The organism is Mesorhizobium sp. B2-3-12 (assembly GCF_006442205.1).
GTDB lineage: Bacteria > Pseudomonadota > Alphaproteobacteria > Rhizobiales > Rhizobiaceae > Mesorhizobium.
In genome coordinates this window covers 422813-435132 of the sequence record NZ_VFVR01000004.1, presented here as the reverse complement: position 1 = coordinate 435132, position 12320 = coordinate 422813, and the positions used below count along the sequence as shown (strand labels likewise).

17 protein-coding genes are annotated in these 12320 nt (G+C 64.8%); 8 read left to right on the top strand and 9 right to left on the bottom strand.

What is annotated here, in order from left to right; translation table 11 throughout:
* Positions 1-114: 114 nt before the first annotated feature.
* The 4 genes from FJ948_RS15435 to FJ948_RS15420 form a co-directional block, all read right to left on the bottom strand.
* Entirely contained in the window at positions 115-579 is a 465-nt protein-coding gene (locus FJ948_RS15435; RefSeq protein ID WP_140705750.1) for a DUF1284 domain-containing protein, read from the bottom strand.
* The gene (locus FJ948_RS15430) at positions 576-1169 is read right to left on the bottom strand and encodes a biotin transporter BioY (RefSeq protein ID WP_140705749.1); all 594 of its coding nucleotides are present in this window, start codon (positions 1167-1169) and stop codon (positions 576-578) included. The genes FJ948_RS15435 and FJ948_RS15430 overlap by 4 nt, the downstream gene beginning before the upstream one ends.
* A 106-nt stretch (positions 1170-1275) precedes the next feature.
* Positions 1276-1944 (bottom strand): GntR family transcriptional regulator, encoded by a 669-nt coding sequence (locus FJ948_RS15425; RefSeq protein ID WP_140705748.1) that lies wholly within the window; start codon positions 1942-1944, stop codon positions 1276-1278.
* Between the two features lie 104 nt (positions 1945-2048).
* Positions 2049-3065 carry a polyprenyl synthetase family protein gene (locus FJ948_RS15420; RefSeq protein ID WP_015318844.1) on the bottom strand — a complete coding sequence of 339 codons (1017 nt, stop codon included), beginning with the start codon at positions 3063-3065 and terminating at the stop codon, positions 2049-2051.
* Positions 3066-3254: 189 nt separating this feature from the next.
* Here FJ948_RS15420 and FJ948_RS15415 point away from each other — a divergent pair, with 189 nt between their 5' ends.
* From FJ948_RS15415 to moaB, 6 genes are all read left to right on the top strand, one after another.
* Positions 3255-3479 carry a DUF2007 domain-containing protein gene (locus FJ948_RS15415; RefSeq protein ID WP_027142312.1) on the top strand — a complete coding sequence of 75 codons (225 nt, stop codon included), beginning with the start codon at positions 3255-3257 and terminating at the stop codon, positions 3477-3479.
* Positions 3479-4279, top strand: coding sequence for a tRNA1(Val) (adenine(37)-N6)-methyltransferase (locus FJ948_RS15410; RefSeq protein WP_140705747.1), 801 nt, complete (start codon positions 3479-3481; stop codon positions 4277-4279). The genes FJ948_RS15415 and FJ948_RS15410 overlap by 1 nt, the downstream gene beginning before the upstream one ends.
* 77 nt (positions 4280-4356) lie before the next feature.
* The gene (locus tag FJ948_RS15405) at positions 4357-5220 is read left to right on the top strand and encodes a S49 family peptidase (protein ID WP_140705925.1); all 864 of its coding nucleotides are present in this window, start codon (positions 4357-4359) and stop codon (positions 5218-5220) included.
* 83 nt (positions 5221-5303) lie between these two features.
* Positions 5304-5489, top strand: a complete 186-nt coding sequence (locus FJ948_RS15400) for a hypothetical protein (RefSeq protein ID WP_140705746.1) — start codon at positions 5304-5306, stop codon at positions 5487-5489.
* Positions 5490-5515: 26 nt separating this feature from the next.
* The gene (locus FJ948_RS15395; protein WP_140705745.1) at positions 5516-6403 is read left to right on the top strand and encodes a 4-(cytidine 5'-diphospho)-2-C-methyl-D-erythritol kinase; all 888 of its coding nucleotides are present in this window, start codon (positions 5516-5518) and stop codon (positions 6401-6403) included.
* A 1-nt stretch (position 6404) separates the two neighbouring features.
* Entirely contained in the window at positions 6405-6959 is a 555-nt protein-coding gene (moaB, locus tag FJ948_RS15390) for a molybdenum cofactor biosynthesis protein B (RefSeq protein ID WP_140705743.1), read from the top strand.
* Between the two features lie 264 nt (positions 6960-7223).
* Here moaB and FJ948_RS15385 read toward each other — a convergent pair whose 3' ends face one another.
* Positions 7224-7736 carry a glycosyltransferase gene (locus tag FJ948_RS15385; protein WP_140705742.1) on the bottom strand — a complete coding sequence of 171 codons (513 nt, stop codon included), beginning with the start codon at positions 7734-7736 and terminating at the stop codon, positions 7224-7226.
* Positions 7737-7886: 150 nt separating this feature from the next.
* Between FJ948_RS15385 and FJ948_RS15380 the strand changes: the two genes are divergently transcribed.
* Together FJ948_RS15380 and FJ948_RS15375 are read left to right on the top strand one after the other, a co-directional pair.
* Positions 7887-9041 (top strand): PA0069 family radical SAM protein, encoded by a 1155-nt coding sequence (locus FJ948_RS15380; RefSeq protein ID WP_140705924.1) that lies wholly within the window; start codon positions 7887-7889, stop codon positions 9039-9041.
* A 154-nt stretch (positions 9042-9195) separates the two neighbouring features.
* Positions 9196-9891, top strand: coding sequence for a ribonuclease HII (locus FJ948_RS15375; protein ID WP_140705741.1), 696 nt, complete (start codon positions 9196-9198; stop codon positions 9889-9891).
* Between the two features lie 165 nt (positions 9892-10056).
* Here FJ948_RS15375 and FJ948_RS15370 read toward each other — a convergent pair whose 3' ends face one another.
* The 4 genes from FJ948_RS15370 to FJ948_RS15355 all read right to left on the bottom strand — a co-directional run bounded on the left by FJ948_RS15370 (position 10057) and on the right by FJ948_RS15355 (position 12289).
* On the bottom strand, positions 10057-10548 hold the full coding sequence (locus tag FJ948_RS15370) for a F0F1 ATP synthase subunit B (protein WP_140705740.1): 492 nt from the start codon (positions 10546-10548) through the stop codon (positions 10057-10059).
* A 10-nt stretch (positions 10549-10558) separates the two neighbouring features.
* Complete coding sequence (locus FJ948_RS15365) at positions 10559-11158, bottom strand: F0F1 ATP synthase subunit B (RefSeq protein WP_140705739.1); 600 nt, start codon at positions 11156-11158, stop codon at positions 10559-10561.
* 62 nt (positions 11159-11220) lie between these two features.
* Positions 11221-11445 (bottom strand): F0F1 ATP synthase subunit C, encoded by a 225-nt coding sequence (locus FJ948_RS15360; protein WP_013896722.1) that lies wholly within the window; start codon positions 11443-11445, stop codon positions 11221-11223.
* Positions 11446-11530: 85 nt separating this feature from the next.
* Entirely contained in the window at positions 11531-12289 is a 759-nt protein-coding gene (locus FJ948_RS15355) for a F0F1 ATP synthase subunit A (protein ID WP_140705738.1), read from the bottom strand.
* Between the last annotated feature and the right edge of the window lie 31 nt (positions 12290-12320).

Below are 12320 nucleotides of genomic sequence, written 5' to 3'. Positions count from 1 at the left end.
CCAGGCGCCATCTCCGCGTCAGCGGATCGACCCAGACTCGATCATTCCGGGCAAAGCATGGCCTTTTTGGGGTCGCGCTTCAATCCGCCCGAAATTCACAATCGGGTCACCCGATTAACAAACCATCGCTAAAATGGGACGGCTTTGCCCGTCAACAGGCCGTTGCAGTCGCGTATCGCGATAGCCGCCGCTTGCCACCGCGCCGCACAGCCGGCTCCATTCGCAGCCCGCGCACGCCTCGCGCACATGGCCGGTCGAAAACGCCTGCCGCAACCGCATCAGGATCACGGCGTCGAGATCGAGGCGGATGCCGTCCCGGATCGGCCGAGCCAGCAGCGCTTGCACGTCATCCCTGGCCTGCCGGTCCCGCCCGGCCGCGCTGTCGCGCAGGCAGTGCGGATCCGGCTCGCCAAGCAACGGAGCGCAGATGTCGTCCGGTCCGGACACGAGGAGAATGTCCTCGCCCCGGCTCAGGCGCTCCGCGATCGCGTCATAATTGGCGATGAAAGCGGGGCTGTATCCCTTGCCCACATAGGTGAGCAGGCAAAGGAGATGATGGGCGCGCAGCCTGACCGTCACGGCTTCGGCAAGTTCATCTTGCCGCGCGGCAGCGCCGTCAGTGTCGCCGCGCCCAGCGCCGACTTGAGCAATCCGCCGACGATGAACGGCACGAAGCCGAAGGTGATGGCCTGTTCGGCGCCAATCATGGCGGCTAGCCATGCCGTTCCGAGCACCAGGCAAGCGAGATTGCCAAGCAGCATGGCGATGAAGGCGAGCACGACCCGGTTGCCATTCCAGCCGCGTTCGGCCAGCCAGCCGACAAGCGCGCCGACAATCGGGAAAGCGAAGAGATAGCCGCCGGTCGGGCCGACGAAATACGATACGCCCGCCGCCCCGCCGGCCAGAACCGGAAAGCCGACAGCGCCTTCGACCAGCCAGGCGGCGATCGTCACCGCGCCAAGCCGCCAGCCATAGAGCGCACCGATCAGCGTCACGGCGAAGGTCTGCATGGTCACCGGAACCGGCACCATCGGCACCTCGATGTAGGATGATAGCGCCAGGAACAGCGTGCCGAGCACGACGGCGCCGGCCTGCCAGCCAATCGATCGCTGCTGGAGGCGTAGCGGGCTGAAGGACGGTCTGGCGGACGAGAATGCGAGGTTGGTCATAGCTTCCCTTCAATCGATCCAAAGTTATAGATAATTTCTGCGTTCGATCTATTATCGAATCCACATTTTTGGACCGATAGCAAGCCCGTGCGCGGGAAAAGGCCGCTCAACCCACGATCGCGAAGGCTTCCCGCGTGGCACCGGAGGCTGTCCTGACCGGCTTGCGGCCAATCCATTGAACATGCCGTCCCAATATTGCCGCGGCCGATTCGGTGTTTCCCTGTCGCAAGGCGGTGAGGATCGCCCGATGGTCCTGATCGGTGCGCGTCTCCCACTCCGAACGCCATGCCGCGAACAGAAAGCGGGCGCTTGCGGCATGCAGGTCATCGATGGTGGCAAGCAGACGCGGCATGCCGCAAGGCGTCAGGATCAGCCGGTGAAAGGCGCGATTGGCTTCTTCCCACGACCTGACGTCGCGGGATTTGTCGCCGGCCTTCGTCGCCTCCTCGGCCTGGTCGAGAATGGCCGAAGTCAGGTGCGGCGCGGCGTGGCGCAGCGCCAGCACTTCGAGGGCCGCCCGCATTTCGGCGACCTCCTTGACCTCGCCGAGATCGAAGGCCGCGACGCGCACGCCGCGACGCGGTTCGCTGACGGCGAGCCCCTGCGCCTCGAGGCGACGAAATGCCTCGCGCACGGGGACATGGCTGGTGTTGAATTCCTCGGCGATATGGTCCTGCCGCAGCCGCGCCCCAGGCTCGATCGCGCCGGAGATGATGCGGTCCGCCAGCGCCTTGCCGATGCGCACCGCGATGGTGTCGTCCATGCCCTTTGCCATGATTTATAGATAATTTGCGGCAAGGCCGCTTGTCGAGACGGCAGGGCAAGAATCGTCGCCATTCTCCCCAGCGCTGGCCGGAGACCAATCCTGTATGACCGCGCTCAGTTCACCCGGCTGATGCAGAAGTCGATGACGTCGATCAGCGCCGATTTCTGCGGCGTCTCTTCCAGCGGCGCCAGCGCGTCGCGGGCGATCTCGCCGAAATGGCGGGCGCGCCCGATCGTATCGGCAATGGCGCCGTGGCGGGTCATCAGGCCGATCGCCTTTTCCAGCCCAGCATCGTCGGTGACATTGTCCTCGATGGCGCGCTTCCAGAAGGTGCGTTCGGCCTTGCTGCCGCGCCGGTAGGCGAGGATGACCGGCAAGGTCACCTTGCCCTCGCGAAAATCGTCGCCGACATTCTTGCCGAGATCCTTGCTGGTGCCGCCATAGTCCAGCGCATCGTCGATGAGCTGGAAGGCAAGACCGAGATTCATGCCGTAGGAGCGCAGCGCGGCGCGATCGTTGCGGGTCGCCTGGGCGATCACCGGGCCAACCTCGGCGGCGGCTGAAAACAGCGCGGCGGTCTTGGCCTTGATGACGGCGAAATGCTCGTCCTCGGTGGTTTCGAGGTTCTTGGCGGCGGCGAGCTGCATGACCTCGCCCTCGGCGATGATCGAGGCCGCGCTCGACAGGATGTCGAGCGCTTCAAGCGAGCCGACATCGACCATCATGCGGAAGGCCTGGCCGAGCAGGAAGTCGCCGACCAGGACGCTCGCCTGGTTGCCCCAGATCATGCGGGCGGTCTTCTTGCCGCGCCGCATCCCGCTTTCGTCGACGACGTCGTCGTGCAGAAGGGTGGCCGTATGCATGAATTCGACCGAAGTGGCGAGCTTGACGTGGCCCTCGCCGGCATAGCCGAACATCTGCGCCGCGGCGAGCGTCAGCATTGGTCTCAGCCGCTTGCCGCCGGACGAGATCAGGTGGTTGGCAACCTCGGGAATCATCTCGACGTCGGAGCCGGCCTTGGACAGGATCAATTCGTTGACGCGCCCCATATCGGCCGCGGTCAGATCGATCAGATCCTTGATGGAGGCGGGTTCCCGCTTCCCGTTTTCGATGTTGAGAACGACACCCACGACAATCACTCCCGTCTTGGTATAACGCGTGCGACGGCACCCTTAGTCCCGGCATGGACTCTAGGGCGGCGGACACGGGCACGGCAAGTGGCGAATTGGCGCGGCGGCGGTGACAGCGTGTCAACCTCGGGAAATGCCGGAATGCGGCCGCACGTTTACATGCACGCCGCAACCTGCGAGTTTCCCGCCATGATAGAGCTTATCCGCACCAATGACGCCGTCATCATCTCCTTTGTCGAATCGCTGATGCGCGATGCCGGCATCGGCTGCTTCGTCGCCGACCAGAATATGAGCGTGCTCGACGGCTCGCTGGGCATCCTGCCGCGGCGCGTCATGGTCGATGCCGATCAGGCCGACGCCGCGCGGCGCATCCTGACCGATGCCGGCATCGCCAACGAGATCCGCCAGAAGTAATGTCCGCCGCGCCGGCCACCCTCGCCACGGATACGCCGGCCCATACGGTCGATGCCTTCCATCGCGGCCGGTTCTGGCTCGTGCAGCCCAAGCATGGCGGCCATCGCGCCGGCATGGACGCCATGATGCTGGCCGCATCGGTGCCATCCTCGTTTAGCGGGCGGCTCGCCGATTTTGGGGCCGGCGCCGGGGCCGCCGGTCTGGCGGTGCTGTCGCGCTGTCCGGGTGCCCAGGCCGTGCTGGTCGAGCGCGCCCCCGAAATGGCCGCCTTCGCGTCGGCCACGCTTGCCCATCCCGGCAATGCGCATCTCAGCGATCGCGCGGCCGTGCTTGTCGCCGATGTCACCATGTCGGGCCGGGCGCGGGCCGCCGCCGGCCTTGCCGACAATGATTTCGACTTCGTCATCATGAACCCGCCCTTCAACGCCGCGCGCGACCGCACGACCCCGGAGCGCCTGCGAAAAGAAGCCCATGTCATGGAGGACGGCCTGTTCGAGAACTGGATCCGCAGCGCGGCGGCGGTTGTCAAACCGCGCGGCGGACTTGCGGTCATCGCGCGGCCCGAACAGCTCGGCGCCATTCTCGACGCCATTTCGGGCCGCTTCGGCGAAGCCGAGATGCTCGCCGTGCACCCGCGCCCGGACGCGGCGGCAATCCGCATTGTCGTGCGGGCAGCCCTTGGCGCACGGGGAAAGCTCGCCATTCGTCCGCCCCTGATGCTTCACGCGCAATCGGGCAACGGCCCCGACGAGCGCAGCGAAATGATCACCAATGGGCTCGCCTCGCTGTTCGGAGACTGAGCCGTTCGCGGCCCGCGCATTGCCGTTGGCCGGGAAATCCCTACATGCCTGCAACCATTGCCGGAGACCACGCCACCGTGAAACGTCTTTTCAACCGCCTGCTGCCGAAATCCTGGCGCTCCACCGTCGTCACCATTCCGGTCATCCGGCTGCACGGCACCATCATGGCCGGCGGCGGCCAGTTCCGGCCGAGCCTGTCGATTGCCTCCACCGCCGGACTGATCGAAAAGGCGTTCTCCTTCGACGCGCCGGCGGTCGCGATCTCGATCAATTCCCCTGGCGGCTCCCCTGTGCAGTCGCGGCTGATTTTCAAGCGCATCCGCGATCTCGCCGTCGAGAAAAACAAGAAGGTGCTTGTCTTCGTCGAGGACGTCGCGGCTTCCGGCGGCTACATGATCGCGGTCGCCGGCGACGAGATCTTCGCCGACCCCTCCTCCATCGTCGGTTCGATCGGCGTCGTATCGGCCTCGTTCGGCTTCCCCGAATTGATGAAGAAGATTGGCGTCGAGCGCCGTGTCCATACCGCCGGCCAGAACAAGGCGGTGCTCGACCCGTTCAAGCCCGAGAAAAAGGAAGACGTCGAGCGGCTGAAGGCGCTGCAGCTCGAAGTGCACGAGACCTTCATCGACCTGGTTAAAGAGCGGCGCGGCACGAAGCTGGCGGACGACCCGGACCTGTTCACCGGCCTGTTCTGGACCGGCAAGCGAGGGTTGGAACTTGGCCTTGTCGATGCGCTCGGCGACATGCGCACGGTGTTGAAGACCCGCTTCGGGCCGAAGACCCAGCTCAGGCTGGTCTCGGCGCCGCGCGGTTTGTTCGGCCGCTTCGGCCTGTTCGGCTCGAACAAGGGCTTTTCGGCGCCCGACATCGCCGCGGCCGCGGCCAGCGGAATCATCGATGCGGCGGAAGAGCGCGCATTGTGGACGCGCTTCGGGCTTTGAAAAAGCCATGAAAGCGTCTAGCATGGTTGCCCGAAAGACCCGACCGGCCGCCCTTACCGGCCCTGCGTGGTAGGAGTTTTGACATGCCGCAGCTCATTTTCTTCGCCGTCGTCGGCGTCGCCGCGTATTTCGGCTACCGCACCTTCCTGCGCGAGGCCGAGCGCGTGACGGCCAAGGTGCGGCGGACCGAAAAACAGGCGGCCAACGGCACGATGGGAACGCTGGTCAAGGATCCGAAGACCGGCGAATACCGGCTGGCCAAGGACTGACGCTCATTTCACTCGCAATCGAGACCGTGGACTCCGGACCGGTTGTCCGGACGTGGGCAGCACCCGCCAAGATAAACCTTGCCCTGCACGTCACCGGCAGGCGCCCCGATGGCTACCACCTCATCGAAAGCCTGGCTGTGTTCACGCGCTTTGGCGACAGGGTTGAGATCGCGCCGGCCGACAGCGACGAGTTCAGCGTGTCCGGCCGCTACGCGCCTGACGTTCCGCTCGATGGCGGCAATCTCGTGCTGAAGGCCCGCGACGCGTTGCGGCAGGCCGCCGGCATTCGCAGCACGCCGCCGGTGAGCATCAGGCTCGAAAAGAACCTTCCGGTCGCGTCCGGCATGGGCGGAGGGTCGAGCGACGCGGCGGCCGTGCTGCGCGGGCTGGGGGAGAGCTGGGGACTGGACATCGATAGCGCCGAGCTGGCGCGGATCGGTCTGTCGCTCGGCGCCGACGTGCCGATGTGCCTGGCGGCAAAGCCGCTGGTGGCGCGCGGCATTGGTGAGGAACTCTCGGTGGTGCCGGATTTTTCGGCGCTGGGACTGGTGCTGGTCAATCCGGGAACGCCGGTCTCGACAGCGGAAATCTTCGCGGCCCTTTCCCATCGCGACAATGAGCCCCTGCCGCCGCTGCCGCGCCGCATCGATTTTCATAGCCTGCGCAACTGGCTGGAGGTGACCCGAAACGACCTCGAACCGGCAGCTGTTGCGATGCAGCCAGCCATAGGCAGGGCGCTTTCCTGGCTCGATAAGGCTGGATCGGGATTTTCGCGGATGTCGGGATCGGGCGCGACATGCTTCGGACTGTTCGAGACCGGCAATGTCGCCAAGCGCGCGGCCGCCGAAATCCGCGCCCGCCAGCCCGACTGGTTCGTCGCCGCAACGCGCAGCATGGCCTCGGAGGCCGAGTGAGATGGCCAGGATTGACGAGAACCGTGCCTTCGTTCCGGTGCGCATCGCGGTGCTGACGGTTTCCGATACACGCATCCTCGCCGACGACAAATCCGGCCAGACGCTGGCCGATCGCATCACCGAGGCGGGTCACATCCTGGCTGCCCGCGACATCGTCACCGACGATCGCGAAAAGATCCGCGACACCGTGCTGGCGTGGTCGCGGGACAAGGCCGTCGACGTCGTGATCACCACCGGCGGCACCGGTTTCACCGGCCGCGATGTGACGCCCGAGGCGCTGGAGCCGATCTTCGAAAAGCGCATGGATGGCTTCTCGGAAGTGTTCCACCGCATCTCCTACGACAAGATAGGCACCTCGACGATCCAGAGCCGCGCGACCGGCGGCGTCGTCAACGCCACCTTCGTCTTTGTGCTGCCGGGCTCGCCCGGCGCCTGCAAGGACGCCTGGGACGGCATCTTGAAGGCACAACTCGACTACCGGCACATGCCCTGCAACTTCGTCGAGATCATGCCGCGCCTGGACGAGCATCTGCGGCGGCGGAAACCTGCCCCTTAAAAAGCCTAGGCAAAGTGCCGGCTTCACGCTGTGTTCGCCAGGCAGAACAGCGCCGGCGCTTTCGAACGGCCATTCCAAACCGGATGCCGGAGACAGTACTTTCGTGGGCAATCCCTACCGTTCACGAGAAGGCAGATATGGCCGTGCAAACTGGGACCATGCACACCGGCGGGTGCCATTGCGGAATATATGCCTGCGATTTTCGACCGAACTGGATCCATCGCAAATCGAAGTCCGCGCCTGCCAAAGAGCGGTCGCAAAAAATCACCTTTGCCTCGGCGGCGCCGCCCAGATCTCGGCGTCGAGCCGCCTGGTCGCCAGCCCGCGCGCCAAGGCCTCGGCGGTGGCGGCATTCTTGGACAGGGACGCCGCCTGCCGCTTGCTGATCACCAGTCCGTCGGCGAGCGCGCGGTTTGCCGAAAAGACGCGGGCCAGGAAGGGCGGACGACTGCCCCGCGCCCGAGAGAAGCGGGCCGCTATGGTCTGCCTGGACGTATGGGCGGCGACCGCTTCGATCCAGCCCTCCACCAGCCTCGCGCCCGGCTCCAGAAACAGCAGCCAGTCACCCTTGGCCTGGCGAATGCCGGCGGCAATGCCGCCACTCCCGACATAGTGGCAGCCGGCATGATCGGCGACGCGATGCGTCTGGTCGGTGGAGCCGGTGTCGCAGACCACGACCTCGCGCACCACGCCCTCGACCGCGCCGCCGATCAGCGTCGCCAGCGTGCGGGCGAGGCCCTCCTCGTCATTGTGCGTTTCGATGAGAACACTGAGCATGATTAGCCGAATAGCGGAAAGGGTTGGCCGGCGCCAGTTTTTGCGGCGCACCATAGAAAGTTCTTGCTTTGTTCTCATCGGTAAAATAGGAATAATTTCATGAGCAGAGCGATTCGACAGAACACGGACAGTCCCTGGGAGCGGGCGAAGATGGAACCGATCATGCGCGCCGACATTGCAGCCTTCGGAGCAGGACGAGCCGAAATGGCCAATGCGATGATCGAGCAGAGCGGCATGCGGGTCCGTCCGGACCGCAACCGCGGCCGGTCGGCGGGCATCAATCCGTCCGGCCGATTCGAACCTGTCAGCCGGCATGTCTTCGACGATGGCTGGAGTTCGCTGGAGGAACTGCCCCCGTTCAAAACCGAGGTGCAGGTCGAGAAGCCGCGCACCATCATCACCCGCAACGAATCGCCCGACATCTCCTTCGACCGGTCGATCAACCCCTATCGCGGCTGCGAGCACGGTTGCGTCTATTGCTTCGCGCGGCCGACGCATTCGTTCATGGGCCTGTCGCCGGGCCTGGATTTCGAATCCAAGCTGTTCGCCAAGCCGGACGCGGCCCGCCTGCTCGATAAGGAATTGTCGAAGGACGGTTACCAGCCGCGCACCATCGCCATCGGCACCAACACCGATCCCTACCAGCCGATCGAGAAGCAGTACCGGATCATGCGCGAGATCCTCGAAGTGCTGGAAGCACGCGGCCATCCGGTCGGCATCGTCACCAAATCGGCCCTGGTGGTGCGCGACATCGACATTCTGTCGCGCATGGCCGAGCGCGGGTTGGCCAAGGTGGCGCTGTCGGTGACGACGCTCGACCGCATGCTGGCGAGGACGATGGAGCCTCGCGCATCGACGCCGACCAAGCGGCTGGAGGCGATCAGGCAGCTTTCGGATGCCGGCATCCCGGCTTCGGTGATGGTGGCGCCGATCATTCCGGGCCTGACAGACCAGGAGATGGAACGCATCCTCGACTCGGCATACCATGCCGGAGCGCGCGAGGCTGGCTATGTCGTGCTGCGCCTGCCGCTGGAGGTCAGCCCGATTTTCAAGGACTGGCTGCTGCGCCACTATCCCGATCGCTATCGCCACGTCATGTCGCTGATCCGTTCGATGCGCGACGGCAAGGACTACGATTCGGAGTGGGGCAAGCGCATGAAGGGCGCCGGACCCTATGCCTGGCAGATCGGCCGGCGCTTCGAGATCACCGCCAAGCGGCTCGGCCTCAATGCCGAACGGCGCACGCTGCGGACCGATCAGTTCGTCGCGGCCGGCAAGGATCAGGAGCAGTTGATGCTGCTTTGAACGATCAGACCGCCGCGGCCGTTTGATTGCCGCCGTGGCGAAAAAATCCCGTCCGGCCTGCCCCGGCCTGCAGACGGTGCCCTCCCGGTCCGGCGCCCCATCCGACCCGGAGGGACTTGCGGAGAATCGGAGCCGATGCGAACCTCGCCGCAACATGGCTCGCGCGCGTTCCGATTCTCCGCTTCTCTTCGAAATCGTCGAGAAACCCGATTTCTCCTTCGAGACGAAGGCGATGGCCGATGGCCTGTGGCCGGTCGCGGGGATGGACGAAGCCGGCCGGGGCCCGTTGGCCGGGCCGGTGGTGGCGGCGGCAGTGGTGCTCGATCCGGCCAACATTCCCGAAGGGCTCGACGATTCCAAGCGGCTTAGCCATTTGCAGCGCGAAGCGCTGTTCCTGCGCATTCTCGGCTCGGCGCAGGCTGTTTCCATGGCCTCGATCAGCGCCGAGGGCATAGACGGCAGCAACATCCTGAAGGCCAGCCTGGAAGCGATGCGCCGGGCTTTGGTCGGACTGTCGGTTCGACCGAAGCTCGCGCTTGCCGACGGTCGCGACGTGCCGCCGGGATTGCCGTGCGACGGCCGGGCGCTGATCAAGGGCGACCAGCGCTCGCAGTCGATCGCCGCCGCCTCGATCGTCGCCAAGGTGATGCGCGACCGCATGATGTGCGGCTGCGGCAGCCACCACGACCGCTATGGTTTCGAAGTCCATATGGGCTACGCCACGGCCCGGCACCGCACGGCGATCGAGGCGCATGGCCCGGTGGCACGGCTGCACCGCGTCTCGTTCGCGCCGTTCAGGCTGGGTGGCGTCGAGGTGGCGGAAGAAGAGAGTTTTACCGGGCTGGATTAGGGCGACGGCCACCGTTGCGACGCTCGTAAGTCCCGGCATGGATCCTAAGGTCTGCGCGCGTCGCTTCGCTCCTTACTTCGCCCTAGGACGACGAATTCATAAGGCACAAAACAAAAAAGCCGCCAGGTTTCCCGGGCGGCTTTTGAATTGCTTGATACTCTCAGCTCAGTTTAGCTTGGCCTTCACATCCTGCAGCGCGGACTTGAACAGGTCGGCTCCGGCCTTGACGTCAACCTTGGCGGCGAGCAGCGCGCGGGCAGCCTCGACAGCGATGTCGACGGCGCTGGCGCGCACTTCGCCGATCGCTTCGCGCTCGGCCTGGCCGATCTTCTGTTCGGCAAGCGCGGTGCGCCTGGCGACATAGTCCTCGGTCTTCTTGTGCGCCTCGGCGGCCAGCATCTCGGCCTCGCGCTTGGCTGCCGCGACAATGTCGGCGGCCTCCTGCTCGGCTTCCTTGCGCTTCTTCTTGTACTGGCCAAGCAGTTGCTGGGCTTCATCGCGCAGCTTGCGGGCCTCGTCGAGCTCATTGCTGATCCTGGCGGCGCGGGCGTCGAGCGCCTTGGCGATCATGCCGGGCACCTTGATGTAGACGGCGATGGCCAGGAAGATGATCAGGGCAACCGTGGCCCAGAGCGTTGCGAGAGATGTAGCGTCCATGATGCGCTCCTCACCCGGCCACGGATTTGACCGCGGCCGCGATCTCGGCCTTGCTGGCCTTGCCGCCGACCAGTGCCTCGACGATCGCCGAAGCGGTGTCCTCGGCGATGCTGCCGACTTCCTTCATGGCGTTGGCCTTGATGGAAGCAATGCGTGCCTCGGCCTCGCCCAGCTTCTCGTCGAGCGAGGCCTCGATCTTCTTGCGCACGGTCTCGGCTTCCGCCTTGGCCGCGTCGTTGGCCTGCTGGCCGATCGCATTGGCGTTTTTCTTGGCTTCCGCCAGTTCCTGCTCGTAAGCGGCAACGGCGGCGTCGGCCTCGCCCTTCAACTTGGCTGCCTGGTCGAGATCCTGGCTGATGCGATCGTTGCGGACATCGATGATGCCGCCCACGCGCGGCATCACCACCCGCTTCAGGAAGAGGTAGAACAGCCCGAACGTGATCGCCAGCCACAGAAGCTGCGACGGGAACGTCTCCGGATTGAATGGCGGAAACGTGCCGTGCGCTTCCGCAGGCACGCCGGTGCCGGAATGCGTGTCGCCTCCGGTCGCAGCGTGGCTGGTGTCGGCTGATGGCGCGGACTCTTGCGCGAAGGCAGATGTCACGAACATGGACTATCCCCAGATATCAGGCCCGCCGCTCGCGCGGCCGGCCTGTCCAATCTTCTCAATGCTCAGCCGAACAGGGCCAGAAGCGCGATGAGAAGCGAGAAGATGCCCAGAGCTTCGGTCACGGCGAAGCCGAAGATCAGGCGGCCGAACTGGCCGTCAGCAGCCGACGGGTTGCGCAGCGCGCCCGAGAGGTAGCTGCCGAAGATGTTGCCCAGGCCAATGCCCGCGCCACCCATGCCCAGGCAAGCAATGCCGGCGCCGATGTACTTTGCTGCTTCTGCGTCCATTTGTTCAACTCCTTTGGATCTGAAATTCCGTTGTTATTCCATCCGGCGCCAATTGGCCGAAACTCTTGGGGCCGAAACTCTTGCCTCAATGCCCGGGATGCAGGGCGTCGTTGAGATACATGCAGGTCAGCACGGCAAAGACATAGGCCTGCAGGAAGGCGACCAGCAATTCAAGCGCCGTCAGCGCCACCGCCATGGCCAGCGGCAGGATAGAACCCGCCACGCCGACCGCGCCCAGCGCCGAGAGGCTGACGACGAAGCCGGAGAACACCTTGAGCGTGATGTGGCCAGCAAGCATGTTGGCGAACAGACGAACCGAGAGGCTGACCGGGCGCGACACGAAGGAAATGACTTCGATCAGCACCACCAGCGGCAGCAGGAACACCGGCACGCCATGCGGCACGAACAGCTTCAGGAAGCCGAAACCATGCTTCATGAAGCCGTAGACCACCACGGTTCCGATCACCAGGGCGGCAAGGCCGAAGGTGACGATGATGTGGCTGGTGACGGTGAAGAAATAGGGGAACAGGCCGAGCAGATTGGCGACCAGCACGAACATGAACAGCGAGAAGACGAAGGGGAAGAATTTCATGCCCTGCGTGCCGGCGGCGTCGCGCAGCATGTTGCCGACGAATTCATAGGCCATTTCAGAGACCGACTGCAGCCGGCCGGGGACCAGGCTGCGGCTCGAGGTCGTCAGGAACAGGAACGCTGCTGCGACAACCACGGTGGCGACCATGAACAGCGCGGAATTGGTGAAAGACAGGTCATAGCCGCCGATCTCGATCGGTATCAGCTTGTTGATATGGAACTGGTGGATCGGATCGACCTTGTCAGCTGCCACGTTCAAACCCCGTCTATGCCGCGTACGGCCA